Genomic DNA, 17,661 nt, shown 5'->3' on the forward strand with positions numbered 1-17,661 from the left:
AGAAGGGCTGAGCCGGTGATGGTGCTTCCCGAGGAGCCGGCGATCCTCGAGGTTCGTCACGCCCTGCGGCGCTGGATCGCGGCGCACGCCCCGGACGGTGAGATCGCGGTCGCGTTGTCGGGTGGCGCCGACTCACTGGCACTGACCGCGGCGGCCGCCGTCGAGGCACGGTCGGTGTGTGCCCTCGTCGTCGATCATCGGCTGCAGCCGGGTTCCGCCGACGTGGCCGACGAGGCGGCAGCCCGTGCCCGAGCGCTCGGCTGCGCGTCCGCCGAGGTGCTTCCCGTCGATGTGACCGGGTCGGGCGGGCTCGAGGCGGCCGCCCGACAGGCCCGTTACCGCGCCCTCGACTCGGCGCGCGGAACCCGCCCGGTGCTGCTGGGGCACACCCTCGACGACCAGGCCGAAACGGTGTTGCTGGGGTTGTCGCGCGGTTCGGGCGGTCGATCCATCTGGGGGATGAGCGCGTACGACAGCCCGTGGGGGCGTCCGCTGCTGGACGTGCGCCGCGCGGTGACCCGGCAGGCCTGCGCGGAACTGGGACTGAGCCCGTACGAGGACCCGCACAACGCCTCACCCGACTTCGTGCGGGTGCGGCTGCGCACCGAGGTGCTGCCGCTGCTCGAGGACGTGCTGGGCGGCGGCGTCGCCGGAGCCCTCGCCCGCACCGGGGAACACCTGCGCGAGGAAGGAGCGGTCCTCGACACGCTGGCCGCCGACGCCCAAGCAAAAGTCGTGGTGGACGGCGAAATCGACACCGCCCTGCTCGCACTGTCGGCGCCACCCGTCCGCAGGCGGGTGCTGCGCAGCTGGCTCCTCGCGGCCGGTGCGCGCGGTCTCGGAGACACCCAGCTGCGGGCCGTGGACGACCTCGTCGCACGGTGGCGGGGACAGGGGCAGGTGGCGATCGGGGGCGGAACACCGGACGCGAGGTTGGTGGTCCGCCGACGACGTGGCAGGCTGAACGTCGGATTGGACGACCGACGAAGGGTTTGATCGCGTGTACGAAGGCGACATCGCATCGGTACTGATCTCCGAGGACGAGATCCGTCGACGTACCGTCGAACTGGCCGAGGAGATCGCCAAGCGCTACCCGGAGGGCGCCCCGGAAGGGGATCTGCTCCTGGTGGGTGTCCTCAAGGGCGCTATCTTCTTCATGACCGACTTCGCGCGGGCCCTCCCCATCCCCACCCAGATGGAGTTCATGGCCGTCAGCTCCTACGGGTCGTCCACGTCGTCCTCCGGCGTCGTGCGCATCCTCAAGGACCTCGACAAAGACATCGCGGGCCGGCACGTGCTGATCGTCGAGGACATCATCGACTCCGGTCTGACGCTGTCCTGGCTGATGCGCAACCTGTCGAGCCGCAACCCCGCGTCGCTCGAGGTCGTCACGCTGCTGCGCAAGCCCGACGCCATCAAGGTCGACGTCAACGTCGCGAACGTCGGCTTCGACATTCCCAACGAATTCGTCGTCGGGTACGGCCTCGACTACGCCGAGCGCTACCGCGACCTGCCGTACATCGGGACTCTCGAGCCTTCCGTCTACGGCGGCTGATCTCCGCGCCGCCCGTCAGCGGACGGATTCGTGGGACACGGCGAGCTCCAGCGCCCGCAGGTCCTGTTCCAGTTGCCGGAACAGCCAGTACACGCCGACGAACGCGAAGATGCCGCCGACGCACAGGATGCGGACCGCGATGATCACCAGCGTGATCTCGTCGGGCGACAGGAACGTCACCCCGGCCACACCGGCCAGCGGAACCGAGGCGGCCACCGCGAGATACAGCGTGCTCCGGCGGTCGAGACCCCGCAGTTTGTGCGCGTCGGCGCTGCTGGCGATGTCCTGAGGCAGCAGGGTCGGGTAGATGCAGCGCACCGCGAAGAACGCCACCACGAAGAACGGGTACGCCACCGACACGGCACCGCACACGATCAGTGATGCGATGAAGTGCACGTACGCGCCCGGCGGCACGTTCCCCGCCGCGAGTTGCAGGGAAATCGGATAGGCGATGCCCGCGATGACCCACAACCCGAACACCACCAGCACGACGCGGTCGCCGAGCAGCAGCGTGTCGGTGCGGGCCCGGGCCAGTGTCTGGCGGTCGTACGTTTTCCCCTTGCGCAGACCCCGCGGAACGAGTAGCGGATATCGGCACCAGTAGAGCAGCATGATCGCGCCCAACGGGAACGCGATCGAATTGATCACCAATTGGATCGATTCGAACGAGTGCTGGGCCTCCGGCGTCAGATTGCTGATGATCAGCATCTTGTTGTGGTGATAGTTGTAGGCGCCCGCGAGGGCATTCGGCACCGCGATACCGATCACCAGGATCGGGAGGGCGAATCGGCGCAGCCGCATGCGCCAACTGTTCGGCGGCGGATCGACGAGGTCCCGGGCCCGCGGATTCAGGCACAGGTCGAATTGCTGGGCCAGTTCGGCACCGGACGACCACCGGTCCTCCGGCTTCGGTGCCAGACACGTCAGCAGCACCCGTCGCAGCGACGGCGGGCAGTCGTAGGGCAACTGGTCCAGGAACTCCGGGTCGATGTCGCGGCTGCGGCGGTCCAGCATCGCTTCAAGTGCGACGAGCGACTCGCTCGACACATCCTCGTCCTCGAACGGACGCCGTCCGCACATCAGCTCCCACAACATCACGCCGAGCGCGAAGATGTCGCTGCGGGTGTCGAGGTCCGCCGCCGTCCCCGGCATACCGCGGTGACACGCCTCGAGTTGCTCGGGCGACATGTACGCCAGGGACCCGCCGAAGTAGGCGAGCGGTGACGCCCCGGTGACGGTGTCGCTGAAACTGATGTTGAAATCGGCGAGCTTCGGCACCCCCTCGGCCGTCAGCAGGATGTTCGCGGGTTTGATGTCGCGGTGCAGGACGCCGCGCTTGCCGGCGTAGTCGAGGGCGTCCGCCAGTCGCCGCCCCAGCCACGCGATCGTCTCCGGCCAGGTCAGCGATGCGATCTCGTCCCGCACACTCGAGTCGGTGGGCCTGATCTCGCCCTTCTCCCGCATCTCCTCGTCGACCACGTCCAGCAGCAGGCTGCCCGTCCGGTCCTGTTCCGGGGTCACACGCACGCGCCGCAGAACCCGCAGCAGGGTGCCGCCCGGCAGGTACTGCATGTAGAGCAGGCGCAGCTGGCGGTCTTCGAGCAACCGCTGGTCGAACACGCGGACGATGTAGTTGTGGTCGAGTTTTGCGAGGGTCTGCGGCTCGTTCCCCTTGTCGTGCGAGATCTTCACCGCGACGAGTCGCTGCATCGACCGCTGGCGTGCCAGAAACACCCGGCCGAACGCGCCGCTGCCCAGACTCATCAGCAGATCGAAGTCGTCGACCTGCTGCCCGACCTCCACATCGTCGAGAGCCGCATTGTTCGGCGGCTTGGTGATGAGCGTGTCCGGCTGCCTGGCGGTCACGGTCGGACCGGCGGCCGCGGTCTGTTCGGCGGCGGCGGTTTGTTCGGCGGCGGCGGTTTGTTCGGCGGCGGCGGTTTGTTCGGCGGCGGCGGTTCGTTCGGCGGCGGCGGTTTGTTCGGCGGTCATCGTCCGTGCGGACACGGTGTGCGCAGCAACCACCGTCGACGGTCCGGCCGCGACCGTCGCTTCGCTGCTCTCGTGTTCGGAGTTCGTGACTCCGACGGTCCGTTCGGCAGAGTCCGATCCAGCGGCCGATCCGTCTCTGCCCGACCCGTTTCCTCTGGTCATTGCACATCGAGGGTTCTACTGGGCGGGTTCTCTGGGCACATCGAGGTTGTCTGGAGCGGTGTGAAGAGTCCCATCCAGGGACAAGCGAATGGTAACCCCACAGACCTACCGTATCCAGCGCGAATACTCGAAATGACTGCTTCTCTGCACCATATACTCGGGTAATGGGGGACTCCCCGTTCACCTCAGCCGTCGTCGTCGCCGAGCAGGTTCGCTCGGGCGTCTCGAGCCCGATGGAGCATGTCGAGGCCGCGCTCGCGGCCATCGAAGAGCGTGAACCGAAGATTCAGGCGTTCGTCACCGTCCTCGCCGAACAGGCCCGAGCCGACGCGCTCGCCCTCTCCCGCCGGCCGGATCTGTCCACACTTCCGCTGGCAGGAGTGCCCGTCGCGATCAAAGACGTCATTTCGGTGGCCGGACTGCCGATGCGCGAGGGATCGGGTGCGACCAGTGCGGAACCGAAGATTGCCGATCACCCGGTCGTCGCGCGACTGCGGGCGGCGGGAGCGGTGGTCGTGGGCCTGACCACCCTCCCCGAACTGGCGGTGTGGGGTACCACCGACGCGCCCGGCCACATCACCCGCAATCCGTGGAATCCTTCCCTGACCTGTGGGGGTTCGTCCGGGGGAGCGGCCGCCGCCGTCGCCGCGGGGATGGTGCCCCTGGCTCACGGGACCGACGGTCTGGGGTCGATCCGCATCCCTTCGGCGAACTGCGGGGTGTTCGGCATCAAACCGGGCAGGGGTGTCGTGCCGTCCGAACTCGGCGCCACCTCGTGGTTCGGCATGGCCGAGAACGGGCCCATCGCCACGACCGTCGACGACGCCGCCCTGATGCTGTCCGTCCTCGCCGACCGACCCGAACTCGCGCGGATCGGCGCATCGGAACCGTTGCGGATCGCGGTGGCGGCAGGGTCGCCGACGTTCCTGGCCACGGTCGATCCGCAGTGGCGGGACGCGGCCGTGCGCGCGGGCACGGAACTGACCGGCTCGGGTCACGACGTCGAGCCTGCGACGTTGCCGTACCCGGTCAACCTGCTTCCCGTTCTCGCCCGCTGGACCGCGGGAACGGCCGCCGACGCGAAGGGACTCGATCTGCGGCGACTGCAGCCGCGGACCCGCAGACACGTCGCGGTGGGCCGCGCGCTGGGCCGGTTCGTCCGCCCGGAGCAGGTGGGCAGGCTCGAAGAGTCGCTACGCGCATTCTTCGAGAACTACGACGTGGTGATCACACCCGCTCTCGCGCAGCCGCCGCTCGCGGCGACGACGTGGAGCGAGCGGTCGTGGCTGTCGAACATCGTGGCCAACGTGCGGTACGCCCCGCTCAGCGCGCTGTGGAATCTCGTCGGGTGGCCTGCGGCGAGTGTGCCCGTCGGCACGCACTCGCATTCGGGCACCCCGCTGGCCGTGCAGATCGCGGCGCCGCCCGGGGGAGAGGCCAGGATCCTGGCCCTGGCCGCTCACATCGAGCGGGTGGGCGGCGGCTGGCCGAGGGTCGCGCCCGTGCGGTGAACTCCCGCACATTCGGACCCGGATCGAGTCCGAGGGAACCGATGGGCAACCGCGTGCGTTGAAAGAAAAGAGACCGCTCCCAACGGCGGTTGGCTGCTACCTGGAGTCGCCGGGGTGCCTTCGCGGTAACCTGGTTTGTCCGGTTGGCAGCCGGAAGGCGCACCCGGAAGACCCGCACTCTCGAAAGGACCGGCCATATCGGCCGACCTGTATGAACCGTAAGACTGTGTTTCGAAACCTGGCGATAGTTGCCGGCATCCTGCTGGTGATCTACGCCTTCAGCTACTTCGGCAACGACACGCGCGGATTCCAGGGTGTCGACACCTCCGTGGCGATCGCGCAGCTCGACGCGAACAACGTCGACAAGGCGCAGATCGACGACCGGGAGCAGCAGGTGCGCCTGTGGCTGAAGGACGGCAACGACGCCACCGACGGCAAGACCGAGATCCTCGCGAAGTATCCGGCGTCGGCGTCCGAGCAGATCTTCAACGAGATCTCCGACAAGGGCCTGCAGAGCTACAACACCACGGTCACGCAGGAGAGCTGGCTCACGTCCATCCTGCTGTTCGTCCTGCCGATGGTGATCCTGCTCGGCATCTTCTTCTTCGTGATGAGTCGCATGCAGGGTGGCGGTCGCGGCGGCGTCATGGGCTTCGGCAAGTCGAAGGCCAAGCAGCTCAACAAGGACATGCCGAAGACCACGTTCGCCGACGTCGCGGGTGCGGACGAGGCCGTCGAAGAGCTGTACGAGATCAAGGACTTCCTGCAGAACCCGATGCGCTACCAGTCGCTGGGCGCGAAGATCCCGCGCGGCGTGCTGCTGTACGGGCCGCCCGGAACCGGTAAGACCCTCCTCGCCCGCGCGGTGGCAGGCGAGGCCGGCGTCCCGTTCTTCACGATCTCCGGTTCGGACTTCGTCGAGATGTTCGTCGGTGTGGGCGCGTCCCGCGTACGCGACATGTTCGACCAGGCCAAGCAGAACAGCCCCTGCATCATCTTCGTCGACGAGATCGACGCCGTCGGACGCCAGCGTGGCGCCGGCCTCGGCGGCGGTCACGACGAGCGTGAGCAGACCCTCAACCAGTTGCTGGTCGAGATGGACGGTTTCGGTGACCGCACCGGCGTCATCCTCATCGCCGCCACCAACCGCCCCGACATCCTCGACCCGGCGTTGCTGCGCCCGGGCCGCTTCGACCGGCAGATCCCGGTCGGCGCCCCCGACCTCGCCGGTCGTCGCGCCATCCTGAAGGTCCACTCGCAGGGCAAGCCGATCGATCAGCACGCCGACCTCGAGGGCCTGGCCAAGCGCACCGTCGGAATGTCGGGTGCCGATCTGGCCAACGTCATCAACGAGGCCGCGCTGCTCACGGCTCGCGAGAACGGCACCGTCATCACGGAGGCCGCGCTCGAGGAGTCCGTCGACCGTGTTGTCGGCGGTCCCCGCCGCAAGAGCCGCATCATCAGCGAGCACGAGAAGAAGATCACCGCGTACCACGAGGGCGGGCACACGCTCGCCGCGTGGGCGATGCCCGACATCGAGCCCGTCTACAAGGTCACCATCCTCGCCCGTGGCCGCACCGGCGGTCACGCGATGACGGTGCCCGAGGACGACAAGGGCCTGATGACACGGTCCGAGATGATCGCCCGACTCGTCATGGCGATGGGTGGCCGCGCGGCCGAGGAACTCGTGTTCCACGAGCCGACCACCGGTGCGTCCTCCGACATCGACATGGCGACGAAGATCGCCCGGTCGATGGTCACCGAGTACGGCATGAGCGCCAAGCTGGGTGCGGTGCGGTACGGCCAGGAGGGCGGAGATCCGTTCCTGGGCCGGTCGATGGGTCAGCAGTCCGACTACTCCCATGAGGTCGCGCGCGAGATCGACGAAGAGGTCCGCAACCTCATCGAGGCCGCGCACACCGAGGCGTGGGCGATCCTCAACGAGTACCGCGACGTGCTGGACATCCTGGCTACCGAGCTGCTCGAACGCGAGACGCTTACCCGCAAGGATCTCGAGAAGATCTTCCACAGTGTCGAGAAGCGCCCGCGCATCACGGCGTTCAACGACTTCGGCCACCGGACGCCGTCCGACAAGCCGCCGGTCAAGACGCCGCGGGAACTCGCTGTCGAGCGCGGCGAGCCGTGGCCTCAGCAGCCCGAGCCGGTGTTCGCCCAGCAGCAGTCGCAGCAGGCTCCGCAGCAGCAGCAGTACCCGCAGCCGGCGCCCGCCAACGGTTACTCGCAGCCGGCACCGGCCAGGCCGCAGGGTGGGATGACGCAGCCGCGTCCGGACTACGGCGCCCCCGCGGGTTGGTCGGCTCCGGGCTGGCCGCCTCGCGACCCGGGGAACCAGAACAACCCCGAGGGTCAGTACCCCGGTAACCAGGGTCCGGGTAACCAGTGGAACCCGCCGCACGAGCAGCGTGGCACCGGCGACGACGCGCAGACGAGGGCCTGGAAAGGACCGGACGGATCGAACTGATCCGCCCGACACTAGGCTGTTGCTTCGGGACGATCGGTCCCGGTACTGGAGGAGTTTCGGTTGTCGGTGAATCATCTCGGTAGTGAGCCCGTGGCACTCGAGACAGGCCGGGTGTTCGATCAGCCGCGTGCCGAAGCCGCGGTGCGCGAACTGCTGATCGCGATCGGTGAAAACCCGGACCGTCCCGGACTCCGGGATACGCCCGCCCGCGTGGCGCGGTCGTACCGTGAGGTCTTCGCGGGCCTCTACACCGACCCGGACACCGTGCTGAACACGACGTTCGACGAGGGGCACCAGGAGCTGGTGCTCGTTCGCGACATTCCGCTGTACTCCACGTGTGAGCACCATCTCGTGTCGTTCCACGGGGTCGCCCACGTCGGGTACATCCCCGGTAAGACGGGCAAGGTGACCGGACTGTCGAAGTTGGCGCGCGTCGTCGACCTGTACGCCAAGCGTCCGCAGGTCCAGGAACGTCTGACCAGCCAGATCGCCGACGCCGTCATGCGCAAGCTCGACCCGCGCGGTGCGATCGTGGTCATCGAGGCCGAGCACCTGTGCATGGCGATGCGGGGGATCCGCAAGCCTGGTGCGAGTACCACCACCTCCGCGGTGCGTGGTCTGCTCCAGTCCAGCGCGGCCTCACGTTCCGAGGCTCTGGACCTTATTCTGCGGAAGTGACCGTGATCGAGTTGCCCGCGCCAGGCCGAACCGTGGTGATGGGCGTCCTGAACGTCACCACCGATTCCTTTTCCGACGGCGGACGCTTCCTCGATCGTGACGCCGCACTCGCGCGGGGTCTCGAACTGAAGCGGCTCGGCGTCGACATCGTCGACGTCGGTGGTGAGTCCACCCGGCCGGGCGCGGCGCGGGTCGATCCCGACGTCGAAGCCGGTCGCGTCGCACCCGTGATCGCGGATCTGGTGGGCGAGGGCATCTGCGTCAGCGTCGACACGATGCGGGCGTCCGTCGCGGAGGCCGCGATCGAGGCGGGTGCGTCGATCATCAACGACGTCGCCGGTGGCCGCGCGGATGCCGCGATGGCCTCGGTGGTCGCGGACGCCGGAGTGCCGTGGATCCTGATGCACTGGCGTTCGGCTGCCGACTACGTGCACCGCGGCACCGCCGATCACTACGACGACGTGGTCCGTGAGGTTCGGGACGAACTGATGACCCAGGTCGACCTGGCCGTGAAGGCCGGGGTGGATCCGGGTTCCCTGGTGCTGGATCCGGGTCTCGGTTTCGCGAAGAACGCCGACCACAACTGGGCTCTGCTGAAGGCGCTGCCCGAGTTCAACGCGCTGGGATTCCCCGTCCTCATCGGCGCGTCCCGCAAGCGGTTCCTGGGTTCGCTGCTGGCGGATGCGGACGGGGAACCGCGGCCGCCCGCCGGACGGGAGATCGCGACCGCCGTCGTTTCGGCGCTCGCCGCGACCCACGGGGCGTGGGGAGTGCGCGTGCACGACGCGCAGGGTTCCCTTGACGCCATTGCGGTCGCCGAGGCCTGGGCAAAGGGTGCAGCCGGACGTGAGTGATCGAATCGAGTTGCGCGGCTTGAAGGTTCGTGGCAATCACGGCGTCTTCGAACACGAGAAGCGGGACGGTCAGGACTTCTACGTCGACATCACCGTGTGGATGGACCTCGCCCCGGCGGCCGCATCGGACGACCTCGACGACACCCTCGACTACGGCGGACTGGCCGAGCGCGCGGCCGCGATCGTCGCGGGACCCCCACGGGACCTCATCGAGACCGTTGCCGCGGAGATCGCGGACGGGGTGATGACCGACCCTCGCGTCCGGCGCACCGAGGTGGTGTTGCACAAGCCGTCCGCGCCGATCCCGTTGACGTTCGCGGACGTCGCGGTGGTCGCGCACAGGTCACGACCATGAGTCGCGCGGTGTTGTCGATCGGATCGAACGTCGGCGACAGTCTTGCCCATCTGCAGTCCGTTCTCGACGGGCTGGGTGACGCGGTCGTGGCGGTCTCTCCGGTGTATTCGACGGCGCCGTGGGGCGGTGTGGAGCAGCAGGACTTCCTCAACGCGGTTCTCGTCGTCGACGATCCCGCCCTCGACGGTTACGGCTGGTTGCGGCGCGGGCAGGAACTCGAGGCCGCCGCCGACCGGGTACGGATCGAACGGTGGGGCCCGCGCACGCTCGACGTCGACGTCGTCACGTGCGACGACGTCCGCAGCGACGACCCCGAACTGACGTTGCCGCACCCGAGAGCACACGAGCGTGCGTTCGTGCTGATTCCGTGGCTGGACGTCGAACCCGACGCCGTGTTGCCGGTCGACGGGAGGACGACCCGAGTGGACGCGCTGCTGCCACTGCTGGACGACGAGGAACGGGCCGGTGTGCACCGGACGCAGTTCGTTCTGGACCGGCGGTCGCGATGAAGCCGGAACCGACGGGCACGATGAAACCCACCCGGATCTGGGATCTGCTGTTCCTGGCCGCTCTCGCCGTCGCCGCCACCTGGATCCTGGTCCGCGTGTTCTACGGCTCGTTTCCGCCGATTCCCGTATACGCCGGGGCGTCGCTGTACCCGGTCGCGCTGATCGAGGTCGTGCTCGCGTTCATGGTGCGATCCCGGGTCAGCAATCATCAGGTGGGCGACGGACCGCGTCAGCTTCACCCGATCACCGCCGCCCGAGTGGCGGCGCTCGCCAAGGCGTCCGCGCTCGTAGGTGCCGCGACGGCGGGAGTGTGGGGCGGCTTCCTGCTGTACCTGCTTCCGCAGCGGTCGGTGCTCCGGGCCGCGGTCTCGGACACCCCCGGCGCGTGGGTGGGTCTCGTCGCTGCGCTCGCCCTCGTCGGCGCGGCGCTGTGGTTGGAACACTGCTGCCGCACCCCCGACGACCCCTCGGACGAGCCGGCGCATTAGGGGCATGGGGGATCGCCGCAGGTCCGATGGAATGCGCGGCGCACCCTTCACGGCCAAGTACCCTGGCACCATGACGAATCCTGGTCGCCTCAAGTCTGCGCGCCGCAACAGGCGCAGCGCGAGCCAGATGATCGTTGCGGGGTTGCTCGCCCTCGCGGTGATCGCGTCCCTCTTCCTGATCTTCAGCGACAGCGTCCAACTCCTGCGGGTGGGCCTGGTGGCCGCACTGTGGGCCGCCACTGTCGGTGCCATCGCCATGACGAAGTACCGGCGCGAGTCGGCGCTCGACAAGGCGAAGGTCAACGACTTGCAGACCGTCTACGAGTTGCAGCTCGAGCGGGAGATCTCGGCACGGCGCGAATACGAGCTCACCGTCGAGAAGCGGGTACGCAGCGAGGTGCGCGCCGACGCCGAAGAACTCGCCGCGCTGCGTGCCGAACTCTCGTCGCTCCGCAAGAATCTCGAGGCCCTGTTCGACGGCGCGATGCCGACCGAACGGATCGCGCTGCGGGCGGATTCGACGCGTGTGCAGGAACTTGCCGGCGGGTCGTACAGCAGCTACCAGCCTGCTGCGTCGGGCCTGTACATCCCGGGAGCGGGACATGCCGCCGGGGCGGGGCATCAGAGCGGTTCCGCCCAGTCGTCGCACCATTTCGCGAATCCGGACGACGACCCGGTCACCGCCGAGACGTCCATCGTCGAGCCCGCCTATGCCGGATCCACCGAACCCGAGATCGAGGTCGAGCCGGAACCGGAGCCCGAGCAGGGTGCCGAGACCCGGCAGGCACCCGAGCCGGAGCCGGTCGCGGAGGTCGAGCCCGAACCTGTCGCGAAGCCCGAGCCCGAGCCCGACTCCGAGGCAGAGGCAGAGGCAGAGGCCGAGGCTGAGCCCGAAGCGCGGCCGGGCCGCCGACGGGCGCCCGAGGACGACGAACCGTCTGGTGCACACTCCAACGGGCGGTCCGTCGCCGAGATCATGGCCAACATGCAGTCGGCATCCGGGGCCGCCCAGAGCACCGGAGGCAGGCGCCGCCGGGCCGAATAAGGCCGGACGCGCCCGAGGATCAACCCGCATCGTGTGAGGCATATATCACTCTGCCAGCGCATGGCGGGGTGTGTTCGAGCCGGGCTATCCTCACCCTGGAACGTCTGGTACCCGCCGAGCGGGACTGGAACGAACGAGAGGACGAAGGTGACCTCTTTCGGGATCACTAATGGCCCTGCGCCTGCGAGGTTGACGGTAGGAATCGTTTCCGCCGGCCGGGTCGGTACAGCAATCGGTGCCGCGTTGGAGCGGGCAGGTCACGTCGTCGTCGCCTGCTCGGCCGTTTCCGACGCGTCACGTCACCGGGCACGGACCCGGCTTCCCGAGACCGAGATTCTGCCGGTGGCAGAGGTCGCGGCCCGCTCCGAACTGCTCGTTCTCGCCGTCCCCGACGCCGAACTGCCGTCGCTGATCGCGGGGCTGGCCTCCACCCGTGCGGTGCCGAGTCGCGCGATCGTGGCCCACACGTCCGGCGCGAACGGCATCGGGATCCTCGACCCCCTCACCGAGCAGGGCGTCGTACCGCTCGCGATTCACCCCGCGATGACGTTCACCGGGCACGACGAGGACACCGTCCGTCTCGCGTCCGCCTGTTTCGGCATCACCGCCGCCGACGACATCGGTTACGCCATCGCGCAGTCGCTGGTCCTCGAGATCGGCGGCGAGCCCGTCCGGGTCCGCGAGGACATGCGACCGCTGTACCACGCCGCTCTCGCCCACGGCAGCAACCACCTGGTGACGCTCGTCGTCGACGCCGTGGCCGCGCTGCGCGTCGCCCTCGAAGGCCAGGAACTGCTCGGCCAGGAGTTGATCGGCGACGATCCGAACGGCCTGGCCGAACGGGTACTCCAGCCGCTGCTGTCCGCGGCGCTCGACAACGCCCTGCGGCGCGGGCCGTCGGCGCTGACCGGGCCGGTCGCGCGGGGCGATTCGGAAGCGGTCGCCACGCATCTGCGGGTACTCGAAGAGGTCGATCCGCGGATCGCGGCCGGCTACCGCGCCCTGTCCCTGAGGTCGGCGCAACGCGCCGGTGCGACACCTGAACTGCTGGAAATCCTGGAAGACCGGAGGTGAGTTCCGTGAGCGATCTGCAGGGCGGATACAAGCGCGGCGAACTGACCGTGCACCACGACCCGAGCGTGCTGACCCGGGTCTCGAAGGCGCTGCGCGGTGTCGGCCGCCAGGTCGCGCTCGTGCCGACGATGGGGGCCCTCCACACGGGTCACCTGGAGCTGGTGCGGCAGGCCAAGCTCACCGGCGCGGTGGTGATCGTCTCGATCTTCGTCAACCCGCTGCAGTTCGGCGCCGGCGAAGACCTCGACGCCTACCCGCGCACCCTCGACGCCGATCTCGAACTGCTGCGCGAGGCCGGAGTCGAGCTGGCGTTCGTGCCCACCGCAGCCACCATGTACCCGGCAGGACCGCGGACCACGATCCATCCCGGACCGCTGGGCGCCGAGCTGGAGGGCGCGTCCAGGCCGACGCACTTCGCGGGCATGCTCACCGTCGTCGCCAAGCTGCTGCAGATCGCGGCGCCCAACGTCGCGTATTTCGGTGAGAAGGACTACCAGCAGCTGACGTTGATCCGGCAGATGGTGACCGACCTGAATTTCGACGTCCGGATCTTCGGCGTGCCCACGGTGCGTGAGCACGACGGACTGGCACTGTCTTCGCGCAACCGCTACCTCGACGAGGCGCAGCGCGGCGCGGCGACGGCACTGTCCGCGGCTCTGATCGCCGGCGCCCACGCCGCCGCCGGTGGCGCCGAGGCGATCCTCGCCACTGCGCGCGAGGTGCTGGCGTCCGTCCCGGAGGTCGAGGTCGACTACCTCGAAGTGCGAGGCGTCGATCTCGGCCCCGCCCCCGAGCGCGGCGACGGCAGGCTGCTCGTCGCCGCCAAGCTCGGGACCACCCGCCTGATCGACAACGTCGGTGTCGCCGTCGGCACCGGTTTCCTCGAACGCGACGCCGAACCACCGTCGGACGCGTCGGCCGCAGACGAACTTCTTTCCCGCTAGAAGAGTAAGGACCACAACATGTTTCGCACCATGATGAAGTCGAAGATCCATCGCGCCACCGTCACGCACGCCGACCTGCACTACGTGGGCTCGGTGACGGTCGACCAGGATCTGATGGACGCCGCCGACCTTCTCGAGGGCGAGCAGGTGTGCATCGTCGACATCGACAACGGCGCGCGGCTCGAAACCTATGTGATCGCAGGCGAGCGGGGAAGTGGCGTCATCGGGATCAACGGTGCGGCAGCACATCTGGTCAAGCCCGGTGACCTCGTCATCCTCATCGCGTACGGCGTCATGAACGAGCAGGAGGTGCGCGACTACGAGCCGCGTGTCGTGTTCGTCGACGCCGCCAACTCGCCGATCGAGCTCGGCGCCGACCCGGCGCACGCGCCGGAGGGCTCCGGTCTCATCACCCCGCGCATGCTGTCGACGCTCGACGCCGAGCGCGAATCCAGTTTGGTGTAACCCATGCTCCTCACCGTCGACGTCCGGAACACGAACATCGTTCTCGGACTGTTCACCGGTTCCGGTGAACACTCGAAGTTGGTGCAGGACTGGCGGATGCGCACCGATGCGAGGATGACGGCGGACGAACTGGCCCTCATCTTCCGGGGGCTCCTCGGCACGCACACCGATCAGATCACCGGTGTGTCCGCGCTGTCGACGGTGCCGTCGGTGCTGCGGGAGATCCGCGTGATGCTGACGCGGTACTGGGGGCACGTCCCGCACGTGCTGGTGGAACCCGGGGTGCGAACCGGTGTTCCGCTGCTCGTCGACAACCCCAAGGAGGTGGGCGCCGACCGGATCGTGAACAGTCTTGCGGCGCATCACCTCTACGACGCACCGTGCATCGTGGTCGACTTCGGGACGTCCACGTGTGTCGACGTCGTGTCCGCCAAGGGCGAGTTTCTCGGCGGCGCCATCGCGCCCGGCCTCGAGATCTCCTCGGACGCACTCGCGTCGCAGTCGGCGGCGCTGCGCAAGGTCGAACTGGTGCGGCCCCGCTCCGTCGTCGGCAAGAACACCGTCGAGTGCATGCAGTCGGGTGCGGTGTTCGGTTTCGCCGGCCTCGTCGACGGGCTGGTCCGCCGCGTGCGCAAGGAACTGCCCGCCTTCTCCGGTTCCGACGTGGTGGTGATCGCGACCGGTGACCGCGCGCCGCTGATCATGCCCGAGACGGAAACCGTCGACGAGCACGAACCGGATCTCACGCTCGAAGGGCTGCGCCTGGTCTACGAGCGGAATCAGGCTCGCCGGGGTGCGCGTCGCAGCCCGCTCGAGTGACGGGTTCCCTCTTCGCGGAAGTTATGTCAGAATGGTCCCCGTGAATCTCTGCACGAGTGCTCAGGAGTGTTGTCGAGGCTGAACGCTGCCTTGACCAATTCACACTTCTGGGAGTCTCTCTCGTGCTCGCAACGTATTCTTCTGCATCTGTACCTACCCGTCTTCGCCCGGCTGACCTGCTGCGCATCACCGATCAGGGTGCATCCGAGGTACTCGACGGCCGCCACGACGTCCTGCTCCCGCAGAGCTGGCCCACCGACGAGCGCTGGTCGACCCGGCTCTACTCGGACGACGACGTCGACGTCTGGCTGATCAGCTGGGTTCCCGACCGGAACACCGAATTGCACGACCACGCAGGCTCTTTCGGCGCGCTCACTGTTCTCAGCGGCGCACTGTCCGAGTTCCGTTGGGCGGGTGACCGACTGCGTCACCGCATCCTCGACGCCGGCGATCAGGCCTCGTTCCCGCTCGGCTGGGTCCACGACGTCGCGCGGGCGCCGGACGCACCCGGGGCGGAGGTGGTGACGCCGACGCTGAGCGTGCACGCCTACTCACCGCCACTATCGGCCATGTCCTATTACGAGGTCACCGACCACGGCACTCTGCGCCGTACCCGGACCGAGCTCACCGATCTCCCCGAGGGTGGTTCGAAGTGAACATCGACCAGATGCTCGAAGAGGCCCGCACCCAGATCGACCGCATGTACGCATTCGAGCTGCCCGAGGCCGTGGCGCGTGGCGCGATCGTCGTGGACATCCGCCCGCAGGCGCAGCGGGCAATCGAGGGAACGCTGCCCGGCGCACTCGCCATCGAACGCAACGTCCTCGAGTGGCGTTGCGATCCCACCAGCTCGGCGCACCTGGCACTCGCGGTGGACCACGACGTCGAGTGGATCATCGTCTGCTCCGAGGGCTACACGTCGAGCCTCGCCGCGGCGGCGCTGCAGCAGCTGGGTCTGCACAAGGCGACCGATCTCGTCGGCGGGTACAAGGCGATCAAGGCTGCGGGTTTGCTGGGCTCGCTCATCGCCACGCAGCACTGCGTGCGGGAGCTGGCCACCGTCTCGGCTCACTGACCTCTGAATAGGGGCACGCGCGGGCGTCGATTAGGCTGGTGACCCGTGAGTGAAGTAGCAGCCCAGCCAGTCGACGACACCCCCGAGCAGCTTCGCATCCGCCAGGAGAAGCGTGAGCGCATCCTCGCGGAGGGACGCGAGGCGTACCCGGTGTCGGTGGCGCGCACCCACTCGCTGGCGGAGATCCGGGCCAAGTACCCGGAACTCGAGCCCGACACGGCCACCGGTGACCAGGTCGGTGTCGTCGGCCGGGTGATCTTCGTGCGCAACACGGGCAAGTTGTGCTTCGCGACGCTGCAGGAAGGCGACGGCACCCAGCTGCAGGCGATGATCAGTCTCGCCGCTGTCGGCGAGGATGCTCTCGCGTTGTGGAAGGCCGATGTCGACCTCGGTGACTTCGTGTTCGTGCACGGCGAGGTGATCAGTTCCCGCCGCGGTGAGCTGAGTGTGATGGCCGATTCGTGGCAGATCGCGTCCAAGTCGCTCCGGCCCCTGCCCGTTGCGCACAAGGAGATGAACGAGGAGTCGCGGGTCCGGCAGCGCTACGCCGATCTGATCGTGCGCTCCGAGGCACGGGAGAACGCGCGTAAGCGGGTGGCTGTCGTCCGTGAGCTCCGGAACGCGCTCGAGCGTCGCGGGTTCCTCGAGGTCGAGACGCCGATGCTGCAGACGGTGGCGGGTGGCGCCGCGGCCCGCCCGTTCATCACTCATTCCAATGCCCTCGATATCGACCTCTATCTCCGTATCGCGCCCGAACTGTTCCTGAAGCGGTGCGTCGTCGGCGGTATCGAGAAGGTCTTCGAGATCAACCGGAATTTCCGCAACGAGGGTGTCGATTCGACGCACTCGCCGGAATTCGCGATGCTCGAGACATATGAGGCGTACGGCACGTACGACGATTCCGCCGTGATGATCCGCGAACTCGTCCAGGAAGTGGCGCAGGCCGCTTTCGGTTCGCAGGTCGTCACTCTCGCCGACGGCACCGAATACGACCTCAGTGGTGAATGGAAGACCCTCGAGATGTACCCGTCGCTGTCGCAGGCGATCGGTGTCGAGGTCACTCCGGATACCACCGTCGAGGAATTACTGGCGCTCGCCGAGAAGGTGGGCCTGGAGGTCCCCAAGGACAAGGGTTACGGGCACGGGAAGCTCGTCGAGGAACTGTGGGAGCACCAGTGCGGCGACCAGTTGTTCGAGCCGACGTTCGTCCGTGATTTCCCGGTCGAGACGTCACCGCTGACTCGTGACCACCGCAGCAAGGCCGGGGTGACCGAGAAGTGGGACCTCTACATCCGCGGCTTCGAGTTGGCTACGGGCTATTCGGAATTGGTCGATCCGGTCATCCAGCGTGAGCGGTTCGTCGATCAGGCGCGTCTCGCGTCGGCCGGTGACGACGAGGCGATGGCCCTCGACGAAGAATTCCTCGCCGCAATGGAGCAGGGAATGCCGCCGACCACCGGCACCGGAATGGGAATCGACCGTCTGCTCATGGCTTTGACGGGATTGGGAATCCGCGAAACAATCCTCTTTCCCATTGTTCGGCCTTCTTCTCGCTGATTCACCAGGGTGAATTCGCGCGGATAAATTCGATCCATTCCTCGTATTCCGAATCGGAAGAACAGGGGTATGGTTACCTCCGGGTCGTAGCTCACG

General features: G+C 67.9%; 18 protein-coding genes. 17 read left to right on the plus strand and 1 reads right to left on the minus strand.

The annotated features are described in order from the left end of the window. Positions 1-18: 18 nt before the first annotated feature. On the plus strand, positions 19-996 hold the full coding sequence (gene tilS / locus ACLIVD_RS03760) for a tRNA lysidine(34) synthetase TilS (protein ID WP_283336363.1): 978 nt from the start codon (positions 19-21) through the stop codon (positions 994-996). Between the two features lie 4 nt (positions 997-1,000). Further along, complete coding sequence (gene hpt, locus ACLIVD_RS03765) at positions 1,001-1,555, plus strand: hypoxanthine phosphoribosyltransferase (protein ID WP_005244976.1); 555 nt, start codon at positions 1,001-1,003, stop codon at positions 1,553-1,555. A gap of 15 nt (positions 1,556-1,570) precedes the next feature. Here the strand turns inward: hpt and ACLIVD_RS03770 are convergent, their stop codons facing one another. Continuing rightward, positions 1,571-3,709: a serine/threonine-protein kinase gene (locus ACLIVD_RS03770; RefSeq protein WP_491931968.1), complete on the minus strand. Its 2,139-nt coding sequence runs from the start codon at positions 3,707-3,709 to the stop codon at positions 1,571-1,573. A gap of 164 nt (positions 3,710-3,873) precedes the next feature. Between ACLIVD_RS03770 and ACLIVD_RS03775 the strand changes: the two genes are divergently transcribed. From ACLIVD_RS03775 to lysS, 15 genes are all read left to right on the plus strand, one after another. Next, on the plus strand, positions 3,874-5,220 hold the full coding sequence (locus tag ACLIVD_RS03775) for an amidase (RefSeq protein WP_280779123.1): 1,347 nt from the start codon (positions 3,874-3,876) through the stop codon (positions 5,218-5,220). 211 nt (positions 5,221-5,431) lie between these two features. Further along, positions 5,432-7,702: an ATP-dependent zinc metalloprotease FtsH gene (ftsH, locus tag ACLIVD_RS03780; protein ID WP_491931969.1), complete on the plus strand. Its 2,271-nt coding sequence runs from the start codon at positions 5,432-5,434 to the stop codon at positions 7,700-7,702. A 60-nt stretch (positions 7,703-7,762) separates the two neighbouring features. Continuing rightward, the gene (folE, locus tag ACLIVD_RS03785) at positions 7,763-8,380 is read left to right on the plus strand and encodes a GTP cyclohydrolase I FolE (protein WP_025431746.1); all 618 of its coding nucleotides are present in this window, start codon (positions 7,763-7,765) and stop codon (positions 8,378-8,380) included. Then, the gene (gene folP, locus ACLIVD_RS03790) at positions 8,377-9,234 is read left to right on the plus strand and encodes a dihydropteroate synthase (protein ID WP_491931970.1); all 858 of its coding nucleotides are present in this window, start codon (positions 8,377-8,379) and stop codon (positions 9,232-9,234) included. The genes folE and folP overlap by 4 nt, the downstream gene beginning before the upstream one ends. Next, positions 9,227-9,589, plus strand: coding sequence for a dihydroneopterin aldolase (gene folB / locus ACLIVD_RS03795; protein WP_280779122.1), 363 nt, complete (start codon positions 9,227-9,229; stop codon positions 9,587-9,589). Before folP ends, folB begins: the two co-directional genes overlap by 8 nt. Beyond that, on the plus strand, positions 9,586-10,098 hold the full coding sequence (gene folK / locus ACLIVD_RS03800; protein ID WP_317570764.1) for a 2-amino-4-hydroxy-6-hydroxymethyldihydropteridine diphosphokinase: 513 nt from the start codon (positions 9,586-9,588) through the stop codon (positions 10,096-10,098). The genes folB and folK overlap by 4 nt, the downstream gene beginning before the upstream one ends. 20 nt (positions 10,099-10,118) lie before the next feature. Beyond that, entirely contained in the window at positions 10,119-10,586 is a 468-nt protein-coding gene (locus ACLIVD_RS03805; RefSeq protein ID WP_192817860.1) for a DUF3180 domain-containing protein, read from the plus strand. A 70-nt stretch (positions 10,587-10,656) separates the two neighbouring features. Then, a complete protein-coding gene (locus ACLIVD_RS03810; RefSeq protein WP_491931971.1) occupies positions 10,657-11,631 on the plus strand; it encodes a DUF6779 domain-containing protein in 975 nt (324 codons plus the stop codon). Positions 11,632-11,778: 147 nt separating this feature from the next. Further along, positions 11,779-12,705, plus strand: a complete 927-nt coding sequence (locus ACLIVD_RS03815; RefSeq protein WP_011596825.1) for a Rossmann-like and DUF2520 domain-containing protein — start codon at positions 11,779-11,781, stop codon at positions 12,703-12,705. 5 nt (positions 12,706-12,710) lie between these two features. Then, positions 12,711-13,649 (plus strand): pantoate--beta-alanine ligase, encoded by a 939-nt coding sequence (gene panC / locus ACLIVD_RS03820; RefSeq protein ID WP_477951593.1) that lies wholly within the window; start codon positions 12,711-12,713, stop codon positions 13,647-13,649. Between the two features lie 18 nt (positions 13,650-13,667). Beyond that, entirely contained in the window at positions 13,668-14,114 is a 447-nt protein-coding gene (gene panD / locus ACLIVD_RS03825; RefSeq protein ID WP_005262154.1) for an aspartate 1-decarboxylase, read from the plus strand. 3 nt (positions 14,115-14,117) lie between these two features. Beyond that, complete coding sequence (locus ACLIVD_RS03830; protein ID WP_009477485.1) at positions 14,118-14,933, plus strand: type III pantothenate kinase; 816 nt, start codon at positions 14,118-14,120, stop codon at positions 14,931-14,933. 122 nt (positions 14,934-15,055) lie between these two features. Then, positions 15,056-15,589, plus strand: coding sequence for a cysteine dioxygenase (locus ACLIVD_RS03835; protein ID WP_280779119.1), 534 nt, complete (start codon positions 15,056-15,058; stop codon positions 15,587-15,589). Continuing rightward, positions 15,586-16,008 (plus strand): rhodanese-like domain-containing protein, encoded by a 423-nt coding sequence (locus tag ACLIVD_RS03840; protein WP_005244960.1) that lies wholly within the window; start codon positions 15,586-15,588, stop codon positions 16,006-16,008. Before ACLIVD_RS03835 ends, ACLIVD_RS03840 begins: the two co-directional genes overlap by 4 nt. Before the next feature lie 45 nt (positions 16,009-16,053). Next, entirely contained in the window at positions 16,054-17,565 is a 1,512-nt protein-coding gene (lysS, locus tag ACLIVD_RS03845) for a lysine--tRNA ligase (protein ID WP_283334962.1), read from the plus strand. Positions 17,566-17,661 lie beyond the last annotated feature (96 nt).

Source organism: Rhodococcus sp. G6(2025), assembly GCF_058628105.1.